Source organism: Acidovorax sp. M14 (assembly GCF_049331375.1).
Classification (GTDB): Bacteria; Pseudomonadota; Gammaproteobacteria; order Burkholderiales; family Burkholderiaceae_C; genus Acidovorax.
In genome coordinates, this window is sequence record NZ_CP186263.1 from 3,676,966 (window position 1) to 3,691,238 (window position 14,273).

Sequence of the window (14,273 nt, forward strand, 5' to 3'; positions counted from 1 at the left end):
TTGCCCGCAGTGCGCAGCGCTGCGAGAGCGGGGGAAGGCGCGCAGCGCCTCAGGGGGGCTTTCATTCCAGGGCTGCGGCGGCAGCACGCACCGCGTTGCGGTAGGTGTCCTTGTGCACGTAGTACGCCATGCGTTCGAGCTGGAGGTACTTGAAGCCGCCCGACAGATCGGGCGGCGGCCCGGACTTGGCCTGGCGCAGGGCCTCGGCGCGCGGCGAGCCCTCGGCCTGCGCCTTGAAGAAGCGCGCCACCAGCTCCGCCTGTTCATAGCGCCCCTGCCAGCCGATGCCGCTGGCCTCGATCATGCCCATCACAGCCAGGTTGTCGAACCGGGGCGAGAGGATGTTGAGGTAGAGCTGCGGTGCCATGCCCTGCCAGTTGAGCAGGCTGTGGTCAATGAAGGGGTAGTGCAGCTTGTACCCGGTAGCGCAGAGCACCAGGTCGTAGTCCTGCGCGCTGCCGTCCTTGAAGTGCACCGTGTGGCCTTCCAAACGCGCGATGTCGGGCTTGACGTGGATGTCGCCATGGCCCAGGTGGTGCAGCACCAGCGAGTTGACCACCGGGTGCGACTCGTACATCTTGTAGTCGGGCTTGGGCAGGCCAAAGCGCGCAGGGTCGCCGGTGAACCATTGCAGCACCACGCTGTCCACCTTCTGCTTGAGCCAGGGTGGCATCTTGAACTTGCCGCCCAGCGTGTCTGCAGGCTTGCCGAACACGTACTTGGGCACAAAGTAATAGCCGCGCCGCACCGAGATGTCCACGCTGCGTGCGTAGTGCACCGCGTCCACCGCAATGTCGCAGCCCGAGTTGCCCGCACCCACCACCAGCACACGCTTGCCCTTGAACAGCTCGGCACTCTTGTAGGCGCTGGTGTGCAGCAGCTCCCCGTCAAAGTGCCCCTCAAAGCGCGGCATGCTGGGTTCGGCCAGCGTGCCGTTGGCAATGACCACGCCCTTGAACTCTGCGGTTTGCGCGGGGCCACCGTGCTGCGTCCACGTCACGCGCCATAGCGGCGCGGCGCCCTCGCCCACCGGCTCGACCCGGAGCACGCGCGTGCCAAACCAGTAGTGCTGGCGCAGGCCAAAGTGCTCTGCAAAGTCGAAGAAATACTGGCGCATGTCCCGGTGGCTTGGGTAGTCGGCCACCTCGGGGCGCATGGGGAACTCGGTGAACTCCGTGGTGTGCTTGCTCGAAATCAGGTGCGCCGATTCATAAACGGTGCTGCGCGGGTTGTCGATGTTCCACAGCCCTCCCACATCGGTGTGCGCTTCAAAGCCCTGAAAAGGCACACCCAGCTTCTGCAGGTTGCGCGCCGCGGCCAGCCCGCTGGGGCCCGCGCCGATGAGGGCGATGTGGCCGCGCAGATCCTGCGCGGCGGGCGTTGCAGGGCTTGTCTCCGGCATCGTTGTTGTTGTCGTCATTCGCTGTTTTCTCTCTCAGGTGTCGATGTTCTTGTCGGCGCGCATGGGCAGCCCCGGAATGGCGGTGGCCCCCGCCTCGCCCACGCGCGGCTTGCGTGGCTGGCCCAGCAGCAGCCGGTCGTGCAGGGCGTCGGGCAACAGGTTCAACAGGCGCGCCAGCCAACCGATGCGCGCGGGCAACACGATGTGGGTGCGCCCCCGGGCCACAGCGGCCAGCAGGGCACGCGCCGCGTCCTCGGGCTCCATCAGGCCAGGCATGGCAAAACGGTTGCCTGCGGTGAGCACGGTGCGCAGATAGCCGGGGCTGACCGTGCTCACCACGATGGAATCGCTGCGCAGCTCGGCACGCAGACTCTCCAGGTAACGGATCAGCCCACCCTTGCTGGCGCAGTACGCACCGTTGCCCGGCATGCCCCGCCAGCCCGCAATGCTGGCCACACCCACCAGCGCACCTCGCCGCTGGGCGCGCAGGGCTGCAACAAACGGCTGGAAAGTGGTGGCAGCGCCCAGCAGGTTGATCTCCAGCATGCGCCGCATCACGGCCAGGTCGTCGGCCTGGGCGGTGTCAAAACCACCGGCCACCCCCGCATTGGCGATGACGAGGTCAGGCGTCCAACGCCGGCCCATCCAGTCGGCGGCCATGGCCTGCATGGCGGTGGTGTCTGCCACATCGGGCGTATAGACGGCGCAGCGCTCTGGCGCCAGCGCGGCCAGGGTCTCCAGCACGGACCGATTCAGGCCCACCAGCGCCACGGCAGCGCCCCGGCCGATCAGCTCGCGCGCCAGCGCCTGGCCCAGCCCGCCACAGGCGCCAGTGAGCACTACGTTCTGGAAAGAGGCGGTCATGAAGCTCCCGGTGAGTTGGGTTTGCAGCTTAGCCACAATGCTGAATAATCCCGAAATGTTTTATGAATTCGTCTCGAATTCCGAGATTTATGACCAACACGCCGCCCAGTCTGCGCCTGTTTGAACTGCTGGAAACGATGTGTGCGCGCGGCCAGCCCTTCAGCCTGGGCGATGCCATCGAGGCCACCGGCTGGCCCAAGCCCAGCGTGCATCGCATGCTGGGCCAGCTGGAAGGAGGCGGCCTACTGGCACGCGAGCCCGACGGGCGGCGCTACACCCCCGCGCCACGCCTGCTGCGCCTGGCAGAAAGCACATTGAGTGCGGGCACCCAGCATGGGGTGCGCCACGCCGTGCTGCGGCAACTGGTGGCCGACATTGGCGAAAGCTGCAACCTCACGGCGTTGAGCGGCGCTGAAGTGATCTACCTAGACCGGGTGGAGTCAGCCTTTCCGCTGCGCATGGAATTGCGGCCCGGCACCCGCGTGCCCATCCACTGCTCGGCCAGCGGCAAGCTGTTTCTGGCCCACCTGTCGCCCGCACGCCGGGCCGCCATCCTCGACGGTCTGCCCCTCACCCGCCACACCGCCACCACCCTGACCGACCGCGCCGCACTGGAGTCCGAGCTGGAGCAGATCCTGCGACAAGGCTATGCCACCGATGCCGAGGAGTTTGTGGACGGCCTCGTCTGTGTGGCTGTGCCCGTGATGGCGGGCGGGCGGCGGCAGGTGCGCAGCGCCGTGGCACTGCAGGCACCTTCTGCCCGCATGCCACTGACGCGGGCGCTGCAACTGGTACCCCGGCTGGGAGAAGCCGCACAGGCGCTGGGCCGGACCTGGGCTTGAGCCATCACGCAGCAACTCCCTGACGCATTCACCACCTGCTCTCACCATGCCACTGAACTACCTCGACTTTGACTACAGCGAAGACGCTGATGGCAACGGCACCCTGGATGCCATGGCCAGCGTGTTGCCCGCCCAACTGCCCGCTTTGCAGAGCGAGATCGCCGCCGTGCTGGCCTGGGCGCATGCACACTGGCCTGGCGCCTGCACACCACTGGAAGACGGCGGCACCTGGCACTACGACCTGCATGGCGTGCAAGAAGTGCAGAGCCCGCTGACTTTGTCCTTTGACGAAGCGACCGGGCAACTGCACACCACCACAGGCAGTGCCGCGCCGCCACGCACCACGCTGACCCTGACCCTCAGCGGCAGCAGCGACTTCTGCACCGCGTTGCGCGAAGCCTTCGAGATGGAATGAGCCTCCTATTCACGGCCCGCCTCCCCAAGCCAGACCAAAGGGTTAAGGATGTCCTGCATCACCCTCGCGAGTCGGTGGTAGTGCGGATCGGGACAGGCCGCAAGGCGTCTTTTTGCAGCCAATAGCCGAGCTATTGGCAAAAAAACAACGCAGCGGATGGCCCGAGGCCGCGCTATCACAGACCGCAGGGAGTGATGCAGGACATCCTTATCCCCAATTAGCGACAAAAAGCCCCACGTTGCAAACAGGTTAGTGCCCTAGGCCACGCCTTTCTGGGGTCCGGCGCTACAGTTGCGACTCATTAGTTCAACCCGAGACTGGAGAGTTTCATGCTGTCACGCCGTCACTTCCTGGGCGCAAGCCTGGCCACCACCGTTTACGCTGCAGGCTCGTTCGTGCCCGTCTGGGCTCAGAACGCACCCAACTTTGGTACGCCCACCCTGCCCAGCCCAGGCTTCAGGCGCATGAAGGTGGGCGATGTGGAAGTGATTGCACTGAACGACGGCATCACCCGCCGCCCCCTGGGCGAAGAGTTCGTGAAGAACGCACCGCTGGCCGAGGTGCGTGCGCTGCTCGCATCGCAGAACCTGCCCACCGACTACATCGACGTGCCCTACACCCCGTTCCTGGTGGTGGCAGGGGCGCGCAAGATCCTCATCGACACCGGCCTGGGCGAGTTTGGCGGCCCCACCACTGGCAAGCTGCTCGACAGCCTGCGTGCCGCTGGCATGCAGGCTGCGGACATCGACACCGTGCTCATCAGCCACTTCCATGGCGACCACATCAACGGGCTGCGCAACAAGGCGGGCGAATGGACCTTCCCCAAGGCCAAGGTGATGGTGCCGGCGGCGGAACACGCCTTCTGGATGGACGATGCGCGCATGGCGGCGGCCCCTGCCGGCATGAAGGGCGCGTTCGAGAACGCACGCCGCACCTTTGCCACCATGCCGACCGACACGCTGGTGCGGTTTGAAGCGGGCAACGAAGTGGCGCCGGGCATCCAGTCGGTGGCCGCTTATGGCCACACACCTGGCCACACGCTGTTTGAGCTGAAGTCGGCAGGCCAGAACTTCTTCTATGTGGCAGACCTGACCAACGTGCCCGCGCTGTTCGCGCGCAACCCCGACTGGGCCGTGACCTTTGACATGGATGCCGAGGCAGCCCGCAAGGTACGGCGCGAAGTGTTTGCCCGCATCACCGCCAGCAACGCCATGCTGGGTGGCTTCCACTTCCCGTTCCCCGCGTTTGGCCGCATGGCGGCATCGGGCAATGGCTATGCCTTTCAGCCTGCGGCCTGATACAGACACCGACGCTGCCGGGGGTACGGCGGGTGCGGACGGCGCACGCCTCACGCGGCGCACCCTGCTGGGCAGGGGCGCGTCGGGCGCCGTGGGTGGCGTCCTGGGTATCGCGGCCTTGCAAAGCTGGGCCGCCCAGGAGGCGGGAGCAGAAGCCTTGCTGCGCCAGGGCGGCGTGGTCGCGCTGTTCCGCCACGCGCTGGCCCCTGGCACGTTCGATCCGCCAGGGTTCCGTCTGGGCGACTGCGGCACCCAGCGCAACCTGAGCGACGAAGGCCGGGCCCAGGCGCGCCGCATTGGCGAATGGTTTCAGGCGCGGCAGTTGCAGCCAGCCAAGGTGTTGTCCAGCCCATGGTGCCGGTGCATCGACACCGCCACGCTGGCCTTTGGCGCACCCCAGGTCTGGGCGCCGCTGGGCTCGCCCCGGGGCTATCCCGAGACGACCGGAGCGGCCCATCTCCGCGCTCTGCGCGACGCGCTGGCCACCGCCTCCGCACGCAGCGGCCGGTTTGAAGTGTGGGTGAGCCACATGTTTGTACAGGCCGACCTGGCGCAGGACAGCACGCGCTCTGGCGAGGCTCTCATATTGCGCCAACAGGGCGGCGCTGCCCCGCAGGTTCTGGCGCGATGGGCCCTGCCCGGCTGAACCTCCGGCCCCTTTCCTTGCAGGGCGTGGTGCCACTCGTTTTGGGGCCCACGCTGCACCTGTGGCCTAATATGGCCCTTTTCTCCACTTTCTCAGAGACCAATCATGGGCAACAAGATCGTCACCGAAGCAGACCGCAAGCGCACCCCCCAACCCAAGCCACTGCCCGGCGTGACGCTGAACACCCCCGGCCGCGGCCAGCGCGTGAGCCTGGAGCGTGGTGTCGCCACGCGCAGCAAGAAGAACCCTGGCAAGCGTTCGCGCAAGGGCGGCTGATCGGCTACCCGGGGCGCTGCGGCGTCCCGCCAGCATCTACAAAAATGCCCTCCTCCGAGGGCTTTTTTGTGGGCGTTGCACTGCCATTGCCACGGCCTATTCCAGCGGTGCGGGCATGGTTTCCGCCTGGCCTCTGGCGGGGAGAATGATGTGGAACGCGGCGCCGCTGGCGGGAACGTTCTCGGCGAAGATCCGCCCGCCCATGGCCTCGACGATCTTGCGGCAAATGGCCAGGCCCAGGCCCGTGCCGCCCGATCCATCCTTGGTTTTGCTGGACTGCACAAAGGCCTCAAAAATACTGTGCAACTCTGACGGGGGAATGCCTGGGCCTTCGTCGCGCACCACCAGGTGCGTCTGGCCCTGGGGGTCTGCGTAGCCCTCCAGCGTGATGGTGCTGCCAGGCGGAGAGAACTTGATGGCGTTGGCCACCACATTTCGGATCACCTGCTGAAAGCGCAGCGGGTCGGCCTTGGCCACCAGCGGAAGGTCGGGCATGCGCAAGTCCATCATCAGATGGCTACGCTCCAGCAAGGGCTCCAGTTCGCGGATCACGGGGCGCACAACACCGCGCAAGTCGATGCGCTCCATGTGAAAGGTCCCCACCGTACTCTCCAGCTTGGAGACCTCCAGCAGGTCATTCACCAGCGTGAGCATGCGCTGGCCTGCGGAATGGATGTCTTCAAACATGCCCGCCAACTTGGGCTGCGTGCGGCCACGCAACATGCCCAGCTCGGCAAAGCCCAGAATGGACTGCAGCGGCGTGCACAGCTCGTGGCTCATGTTGGCCACGAACTCCGACTTGGCACGTGACGCCTCTTCGGCCGCATCACGCGCTTCTTGAGTGGCGCGCTCGGCCTCGCGGAACTCGCTCACATCCATCAGGATGGTGAGCACGCCGGTGACCTGGCCATGTTCATCCGCAATGGCCGCCTTGGCCAGGCGCGTATCGCGGCGCGATCCGTCCCCATGGCGCACCTGTGTTTCCACCAGCGTCCGTCCGCCCCAACGCAGCAACTGCTTGTTGGCCGACTGGTGCACCTTGACTTCGTCAGGGGGCAGGCATTCGGCCACTGCCTTGCCCAGCACGGTGGTGCGCTCGCGGCCCTTGTATTCCTCCCACGCCTTGTTCACGCGCACAAAGCGGTCCTGCGCATCGGTCACAGAAATGGGCAGCGGGTTGGTCTCCAGCAGCAGGTCCTGGAAAGCGATCTGCGCCTGCAGCTGCTGCTGGGCCATCCAGCGTTCGGTTTCATCCACCGCACTGCCTGCGAAACCGATCACGCGCCCGGCCGCCACCAAGGGCACCACTGCCACCTTGAACGTCATCTCTTTGCCCGCCGCAGAGCGGGACAGCACCTGGCACACCCGCACGCCATCGGGCGATCGCGGGTCGATGGCCCGCACCACCTCGTTGCGGCTTTGCGGCTCCACCAGATCGTGCAGGCGCTTGCCAATGGCGCGGTCGGGGGAAGTGCCCGTCATGACGGTCCAGTGGGCGTTCACATAGGTGATCACGCCCTGGGCATCGGTGCGAAAGATCAGCTCCTGCACGCTGCGCATGAGCACCGACAGGTCCCGCTCGTTACGGGCAATGCGGGCCTGCGCCGCATCAATGGCCAGCCGCGCCCGCTCACGGGTGCGGATGCCCCGCCATATCGCAACGGTCAACACCAGCACAAGCGCCACCAGGGCCAGGCCAATGCCGAGCAACGCTCTGGCATCCGCCAGCCAGCTCTTCACAACGGCCTGGTACGAAGTCTCCACCACCACCACGAGCGGCAAGGCGGCCGAGGCTCGAAAGCTGACGATCTGCCGCTCGCCCAGCACGCCCGCGCCCAGGTAGGTGGCATGTTCCTGCCGGGGCAAGAACTGGCTGAACACGGGGATGTGATTCACCCGCGCGCCTGCGAGCGCCGCCGCTGCGCCCGAAGTCGCCAGCACCTGGCCGTTGTACGCCGTCACCACCGAATCAAAAATCTCGGACTCCAGCGTGAGGTGCTGAAAGTTGGACAGTGAATCAGGGTTGACCAACGCCACCAGCACCAGCACTTGCCCGGCTTCCGTCTTGTAGCCATGCATCACAGGGATGAAAGCCACCCCGGCAGGGGCCGCCACCGCTTTGCCCCCCAGGCGCACGCTTTGCAGGCTACGGCCCGGCGTGAGGCCACCCTGCACCGTCCGCCCCACCGCCACCGGCGGGCCCAACTGGGCCAGGTCCACAAAACTCTCGGCATCCCCGGGCAATGTGCTTGCAATCACCCGTCCACCTGGGTCCACGACGGCCAGCCCCCGAAGAAACGACAGTGCGGCCAGTGCCTGGCCCAGGGCGTCCTGCATCCGCCGGGGCTCGGAGGCCACAGCCGTGAGGGCGGGCGATGTGGCCAGTGACTCCAGAGCCAGCTCGGCCGTCTGCATGGTGCGTGTGGCCTGGTCTTCCAGCACCCGGGCCAGCATGGCCGCATGGTTCTGGTGGCTGATGCGCACCGTGCGAAAGTCGTTCACGGCCAACGCACCCACCCCCACCAACGCCGCCAATGCCGACAGCCCCCCGATGACCAGGACCAGGTGGCTGGTCTGCAACACCCACGCGCGCAGTCGAGCCCAGCGCCGGGAGAGAGGCTGAAGAGCTGCCATGTCAGCGCACCACGATGGCGCTCAGGCCGTTCTGGGAGGCCGCGCGCTGCAGGCGACCATCCGCCTTGATGCGTGCCACAAAGGCCTCCACCGTGGCCAGCCATGCAGCATCACCACGCTTGACCGCATAACCGTAGGGCAGCACCGAAAAAGGTTCGGACGACTCGATGAGTCGGGCCCAGTCGGCGTTGTCCATCAGGCGCCGGCTATAGGGGTAGTCGGTCATGAACACGTCAATGCGCCCGGCCGTCAGTTCGCGCTCCCGGGTTGCGGGCAACTGGATGCGCACCAGCGTGGCCTGCTTGAGGCGCTGGGCCATGATGGGCTCCATGAACGTGCCTGCCTGCACACCCACCAGCACGCCCGGCTTGTCGATGTCGGCCCACTGCTTGATGACCGTGTTGGTCTTGGTTGTGATGCCGTAGATGTCGCTGCGCATATAGGGCTGGGTGAAAGCCAGCTTCTCCATGCGCTGGGGCAGCATGCCGATGGCAAACATGGCCACGTCACAACGGTCCTGGTTCAGGTCATCAATGAGGGTGGGAAAGGAAGAGTCCACGTATTCGACCCGGGCCTTGAGATCGCGCGCCAGCTCGCCCGACAGGTCAATGTCGATGCCGCCCAGCTGCTGCGTGCGCGGGTGGCGAAAGGTCACGCCGTAGTAGTCCGGCCACACACACACGCGCAGCACCGACTGGCTCTGGACCCGGTCGGCCACAGGCCCTGCCAGCGCGCTGGTGGCGCACGCCGCCAGCAGCAGGCGGGTGATGGCACGTGCCCCCGGTTTCAGCCACTGCATCATCGTCATCATCATGGGGAATCCTTGAATCAATCCAACCACCGTACCCACAGTGGCCTGCCGCAGAGCGGCCAAAAAAGGGTCAGGGCGCATCGATCAGTGCATCGAACGACGGGCATTCCTGCGTGATCTTGCACCGCAGTGCGTCAATGGCCGCAGCATGCGCCAAAAACGTGTCCACGATCACCGGGTCAAACGCGCGCCCACGCTCGGCTGCCAGCATCTCCAGCGCCACCGGCACGGTGAAGGCGGGGCGATACACCCGGTCCATCGTCAGTGCGTCAAAAAAGTCCACCACGGCCGTGATGCGGCCCGACAGCGGAATGGCATCGCCCGCCAGGCCTGCAGGGTAGCCCTGGCCGTCGTAGCGTTCGTGGTGCGTGAGCGCCACCTCGGCCGCCATGCGAAAGACGGGAATCTGCGAACGCCCGAGGATCTCGGCACCCATGGCGGCATGGCAGTTCATGGTCTGGCGCTCTTCCGGGGTGAGCTTGCCGGGCTTCTTGAGCACACTGTCCGGGGTGCCGATCTTGCCGATGTCATGCATGGGCGCAGCCTTGCGCAGCATGCGGGCGTAGCCCACCGTCTGCCCCAGCGCGAGGGCCAAGGCCTCGGCCAGATAGCCGATGCGCACGATGTGCACGCCGGTGTCATCGTCTTTGAGGTCTGCGGCGGCCGACAGGTGCAGCAGTGCCGCGTGGTGCGCGCGGGTGACCTCGCGCAGCGCTTCGTTGCGCTCCCGGTACATGCGGCCAAAGTCACGCACAAAACGCTCCATCTGCGCCGCTGCGGCCTCGTCAAAGCACCGGGTGTCTGGCGGCGCTTGGGGTGCAGGCTCCAGCACTGGCAGCGAAGTCACTGCGCTGCCTCCATGCGGTAGATGGTCTCCAGCACCTGCAGCGTGCTGAAGGGCTTCATCAGGTAGTCGTCGGCGCCTGCCGCAAAGCCCGCAGCCCGGTCGTCCGACTGCACCCGGGCCGTCAGCATGATCACCTTGGTGTGGCGCATGCCCGGGGCCGATTTGATGCGGCGGCACACATCCAGGCCGTTCAGGGTGCCCGGCATCATCACGTCGAGCAGCACGATGTCCGGCTGCAGCTCCTGGGCCAGCACCCAGCCCGCGTCGCCCGTGGCGGCTTCGTGGATCTCGAAGTCATCAAACTCCAGCGTCATCTTGAGCAGCTTGCGGATATCGATGTGGTCTTCGACGATGAGGATCTTTTTCATGGCGGGAACCCTTGTGGGGCAGAGGTCGGCTTGGAAATACAAAAAAGCACACATCAGGGTGTTTTTTTGCCATTGATAGAATCATATCAATCATTTTTATCAAATACAAGACACGTGTTTGAAAAAATTAGGAGAAAATGCGCGATCTATGCAATCTGACCATTCCCTCGCGGAGCGCGCCATGGCCGACCACTACACAACGCTCGAAGTCGCCAAGATGCTGGGGATGGCCGTACGGTCCGTCCAGCTGATGGTGGACCGCAACGAGCTGGAGGCCTGGAAGACGCCGGGCGGACATCGCCGTATCTCCCGCGCATCGGTGGAACGCTGGATGACCGCCCACGGCGCCGGGGGCGCGGCCCCGGCACCCGCAGCCGGCACGCCGGTGACCAGCCGCCCCCCTCTGGCACCGCCCGTGGCCCCCGCCAAAGGGCGCGCGCCGCAGATCCTGCTGATTGAAGACTCGATCCATTTCCAGAATCTGGTCGGCCTCATCGTGCAGCAACACTTTCCGGGTGTGCAGTTGCAGGTGGCCAACGATGGCATCACCGGTCTGGCGCTGTATGGGCAGATACAGCCCGAGGTGCTGATCGTGGACATCCTGCTGCCGGGCATTGACGGCGCCACCCTGATCACCACGCTGCGTTCGCACCCCCAGTTTGCGCGCAGCCACCTCATCGTGGTCACCTCACTCGACGAGCAACAGCGCGAGCCCTACGCGTTCGCCCTGCAGGGCGTGAAGGTCATTCACAAACCCCGGCTGGTGGCCGAGCTGCCGAGCGCACTGGCAGCCTGTATTCCACAGGCCCAGGTGCCCGCATGAGCACGCCCAAGGTCCTGCTGGTGGAAGACGACAGCTCCATCGCACGCTTTGTGCAGATGGCGCTGGAGGAGCTTCCGATCGAGCTGGTGACCTGCGCCAATGTTCCGGACGCCATGCAGGCGCTGCACGCCGGGGGGGTGGAACTCATCATCACGGACCTCATGCTGCCCGGCGAGTCCGGCATTGACCTCGTGCAGCGGCTGCTGCAAGAGCCCGTGCACGGCCGCCGGATTCCAGTCGCGGTGTTCAGCGCAGGCCTGACACCCCCCGTGCGTGAGCAACTGCAGGCCATGAAGGTGTGGCGCATGGTGTCCAAGCCCGCGTCGGTGGCAGAGCTGGAGGCCTGTGTGACCGATGCGCTGGCGCTGGTGGCCGAGCCCCCTGCCAACGTGCCAGCCGCAACCACCACGCTGGCCGATGAAGCGGCCGACGATGAGGCGCAGGCCATTGCCACCCACTTTGCGGGCGACGAGTTTTTGTTCAAGGCCTACCGCGCCAGCTGCCTGCAGCAGTTCCCGGCCGACATACGGCAAGGCGACGCCGCCTGCACGGCGCAAGACTGGCCCGCGCTGCGGCGCCTGGCACACAGCCTCGCCACCGTGCTGCTCACCCTCGGCCACCCAGCCCAGAGCGTGCGCGCGCGCCAGCTGGAAAACGCGGCCGCCCAGCCTGCCCCGGAGGCATGCCTGGAACATTGGCGCCTGCTGCGGGCGTTTCTCCTGCAGCTCTGATCCGGCGCCAGCGGCGCTGCGGGCCCACCGCGTGGCCTTGCAGAGGTCCGGCAGCGGGCGATCTTCCACCCAGCCACCCCCACCTGAAAACACCCACCCCATCGGGGGACGGCACCACTTTTCTCCAAAATAACCATTCAAAGCAAAAAATAACCAATTGGTCTAATATGGAAACAATTGGTTTCAACTGCTCCCTGAGCGGTGTGAAACGCCCCTTTCACCCCTCATAGGCAGCTCTCCATGGACTCCACCGTTGTCTCCGAATACCGCCCCCACCTCGTCGCCGCCTCGTTCGCACTGGCGTTCATCGGTTCGCTGATCGCGCTGATGGTCACGCGGCGCATCCGCTACCAGGATGGCTCGCTGAACCGCGCAGCCGCAGTCACGGCGGGTGTGGCCCTGGGTGGGATCGGCGTGTGGTCCATGCACTTTGTGGGCATGGTGGCGCTGCGGCTGGATGTAGCCAGCAGCTACGGCATTGTCGAAAGCGCGGTGTCCCTGGTGGCTGCCGTGGTCTGCACCTCGGCCGCACTCGGCGTCGTGTCCAAGGCGCCTCGAGACCTGGCACGCATTCTGGGCGCCGGGTTGTTGCTGGGCCTGGGTGTGGCGGGCATGCACTACCTGGGCATGTACGGCATGAAGATTGGCGGCTACATCAACTGGGACCTGCGGGCCGTGGCGCTTTCAGTGCTCATCGCGGTGGCAGCAGGCACGGCCGCCCTGTGGCTGGCCTTCAACACCCGCAGCATGGCCAGCCGCGCAGGGGCCGCCCTGCTCATGGCCGCTGCCGTGTGCGCCATGCACTACACCGGCATGGGCGCGGCCGAGTTCATCTGCACCACCCCCAACCGCTTTGCCACCGTGCAGGGCACCGGGCTGGTCAGTTCGCTGGGTCTGGGGCCCACCGTGGCCGCTTGCGCCTTTGCGATGGCTGTGCTGCTTTCTGTGGACCTGTACGTGCAGTGGATGCAGCGCTCCATCGGGCAGCAGCGGCGCCGCACCGCCTGAACCCATCAGATCAGCCAAAGCTCGCGCAAAAAACAAGGACCGAGGCAGGGTGGATTCGGCCCACTCTTCAATAAGATGGCGGCCATGATCACCCTGCACCACCTCGAAACCTCGCGCTCGCAGCGCATTCTCTGGCTGTTGGAAGAGCTGGGCGTGCCCTACGAGCTCAAGATCTACGCGCGCGACAAGGCCACCAAGCTGGCCCCACCGGCGCTCAAGGCCATTCACCCCCTGGGCAAGTCACCGGTCATCACGGATGGCGACGAAGTGATCGCCGAATCGGGTGCGATCATCGAGTACCTGGTGGAAACCTATGGCGAGCAAGCCCGGGGCGACTTGGCCCACCTGCAGCCCGCGCCACGCACCGCCGAACACCGCCAGTGCCGCTTCTGGATGCACTATGCCGAGGGCTCGCTGATGAACTGGCTGGTGATGAAGCTGGTGTTCAAGACCATCCCCACCCAGCCCATGCCGTTCTTTGTGAAGCCCATTGCGCGCGCCCTGTGCGGCACGGTGCAGCAAAAGCTCATCGACCCCAACGTGGACACGGCGCTGGCATTCATTGAAGAGCACCTGGGCACCCACCGCTGGTTTGCCGGGGAGCACCTGACCATGGCGGACTTTCAGATGAGCTTTGCGGTGGAGGCGCTGATGTCCCGCGCCAACGACGCAAGCCGCTGCCCGCACCTGCAGGCCTACCTGGAGCGCATGCACGCCCGCCCGGCCTACCAGCGCGGCATTGCCAAGGGCGGCCCGGTGGTGATCGAGGCCTGAACGCACACGGCCATCACTATGTCCCGCTACGCCATCCTGTTTGTGTGCATGGGCAACATCTGCCGCAGCCCCACAGCCCACGGTGTGTTCCGCCACAAGATCACCCACAGCGGCCTGGCGCACAGCGTGGTGGTGGACTCAGCCGGCACGCACAACTACCACCCCGGCGAGCCGCCCGACACCCGCACCCAGCGCCACGCGGCGCAGCGCGGTTATGACCTGTCGGACCTGCGGGCCCGGCAGATCACGGATGCGGACTTTGCGCGTTACGACCTGATCCTGGCCATGGACTGGGACAACCTCGCCCTGGCACAAGACCTGTGCCCACCCGCACACGCGCACAAGCTGCGGCGCATGACGGAGTTCTGCCTGCAGTTCGACAGCCCGGTGGTGCCCGACCCGTACTACGGCGGCAGCCAGGGGTTTGAAGAGGTGCTGGACTTGGTGGAAGACGCCTGCGAAGGACTGCTCAGGCACGTACAGCGGCAGCTGCAGGCCCAGGTGCCACCGGTGCAGCACTGACCACCGCTACGA

General features: G+C 65.9%; 16 protein-coding genes. 10 read left to right on the top strand and 6 right to left on the bottom strand.

Going from position 1 to position 14,273, the window contains the following annotated elements; genetic code table 11:
- Window positions 1-61 precede the first annotated feature (61 nt).
- On the bottom strand, window positions 62-1,420 hold the full coding sequence (locus ACOYR4_RS17130; RefSeq protein ID WP_422847430.1) for a flavin-containing monooxygenase: 1,359 nt from the start codon (window positions 1,418-1,420) through the stop codon (window positions 62-64).
- Between the two features lie 15 nt (window positions 1,421-1,435).
- Window positions 1,436-2,266, bottom strand: a complete 831-nt coding sequence (locus tag ACOYR4_RS17135) for an SDR family oxidoreductase (protein WP_422847431.1) — start codon at window positions 2,264-2,266, stop codon at window positions 1,436-1,438.
- 89 nt (window positions 2,267-2,355) lie between these two features.
- On the opposite strand from ACOYR4_RS17135, the gene ACOYR4_RS17140 reads away from it, so the two are divergent.
- From ACOYR4_RS17140 to ACOYR4_RS17160, 5 genes are all read left to right on the top strand, one after another.
- A complete protein-coding gene (locus ACOYR4_RS17140; RefSeq protein ID WP_291446599.1) occupies window positions 2,356-3,108 on the top strand; it encodes an IclR family transcriptional regulator in 753 nt (250 codons plus the stop codon).
- Window positions 3,109-3,154: 46 nt separating this feature from the next.
- Window positions 3,155-3,523: a hypothetical protein gene (locus ACOYR4_RS17145; RefSeq protein ID WP_422847432.1), complete on the top strand. Its 369-nt coding sequence runs from the start codon at window positions 3,155-3,157 to the stop codon at window positions 3,521-3,523.
- A gap of 329 nt (window positions 3,524-3,852) precedes the next feature.
- Window positions 3,853-4,821, top strand: coding sequence for an MBL fold metallo-hydrolase (locus tag ACOYR4_RS17150; protein WP_422847433.1), 969 nt, complete (start codon window positions 3,853-3,855; stop codon window positions 4,819-4,821).
- On the top strand, window positions 4,799-5,467 hold the full coding sequence (locus ACOYR4_RS17155) for a histidine phosphatase family protein (protein WP_422849682.1): 669 nt from the start codon (window positions 4,799-4,801) through the stop codon (window positions 5,465-5,467). The genes ACOYR4_RS17150 and ACOYR4_RS17155 overlap by 23 nt, the downstream gene beginning before the upstream one ends.
- Before the next feature lie 105 nt (window positions 5,468-5,572).
- Window positions 5,573-5,743, top strand: a complete 171-nt coding sequence (locus ACOYR4_RS17160) for a hypothetical protein (protein WP_015015224.1) — start codon at window positions 5,573-5,575, stop codon at window positions 5,741-5,743.
- Window positions 5,744-5,839: 96 nt separating this feature from the next.
- Here ACOYR4_RS17160 and ACOYR4_RS17165 read toward each other — a convergent pair whose 3' ends face one another.
- From ACOYR4_RS17165 to ACOYR4_RS17180, 4 genes are all read right to left on the bottom strand, one after another.
- Entirely contained in the window at window positions 5,840-8,377 is a 2,538-nt protein-coding gene (locus tag ACOYR4_RS17165) for a PAS domain S-box protein (protein WP_422847434.1), read from the bottom strand.
- A gap of 1 nt (window position 8,378) precedes the next feature.
- On the bottom strand, window positions 8,379-9,191 hold the full coding sequence (locus ACOYR4_RS17170; protein WP_422847435.1) for an ABC transporter substrate-binding protein: 813 nt from the start codon (window positions 9,189-9,191) through the stop codon (window positions 8,379-8,381).
- Between the two features lie 67 nt (window positions 9,192-9,258).
- A complete protein-coding gene (locus tag ACOYR4_RS17175) occupies window positions 9,259-9,954 on the bottom strand; it encodes an HD-GYP domain-containing protein (RefSeq protein ID WP_083871677.1) in 696 nt (231 codons plus the stop codon).
- Window positions 9,955-10,031: 77 nt separating this feature from the next.
- Window positions 10,032-10,403, bottom strand: a complete 372-nt coding sequence (locus ACOYR4_RS17180) for a response regulator transcription factor (protein WP_015015228.1) — start codon at window positions 10,401-10,403, stop codon at window positions 10,032-10,034.
- A 148-nt stretch (window positions 10,404-10,551) separates the two neighbouring features.
- On the opposite strand from ACOYR4_RS17180, the gene ACOYR4_RS17185 reads away from it, so the two are divergent.
- The 5 genes from ACOYR4_RS17185 to ACOYR4_RS17205 all read left to right on the top strand — a co-directional run bounded on the left by ACOYR4_RS17185 (window position 10,552) and on the right by ACOYR4_RS17205 (window position 14,261).
- Complete coding sequence (locus ACOYR4_RS17185) at window positions 10,552-11,226, top strand: helix-turn-helix domain-containing protein (protein ID WP_060985686.1); 675 nt, start codon at window positions 10,552-10,554, stop codon at window positions 11,224-11,226.
- Complete coding sequence (locus ACOYR4_RS17190; RefSeq protein ID WP_422847436.1) at window positions 11,223-11,957, top strand: Hpt domain-containing response regulator; 735 nt, start codon at window positions 11,223-11,225, stop codon at window positions 11,955-11,957. The genes ACOYR4_RS17185 and ACOYR4_RS17190 overlap by 4 nt, the downstream gene beginning before the upstream one ends.
- 240 nt (window positions 11,958-12,197) lie before the next feature.
- Complete coding sequence (locus ACOYR4_RS17195) at window positions 12,198-12,965, top strand: MHYT domain-containing protein (protein ID WP_422847437.1); 768 nt, start codon at window positions 12,198-12,200, stop codon at window positions 12,963-12,965.
- Between the two features lie 84 nt (window positions 12,966-13,049).
- The gene (locus tag ACOYR4_RS17200) at window positions 13,050-13,739 is read left to right on the top strand and encodes a glutathione S-transferase family protein (protein WP_192419965.1); all 690 of its coding nucleotides are present in this window, start codon (window positions 13,050-13,052) and stop codon (window positions 13,737-13,739) included.
- Between the two features lie 18 nt (window positions 13,740-13,757).
- Window positions 13,758-14,261 (top strand): low molecular weight protein-tyrosine-phosphatase, encoded by a 504-nt coding sequence (locus ACOYR4_RS17205; RefSeq protein ID WP_209818930.1) that lies wholly within the window; start codon window positions 13,758-13,760, stop codon window positions 14,259-14,261.
- Window positions 14,262-14,273: the final 12 nt, after the last annotated feature.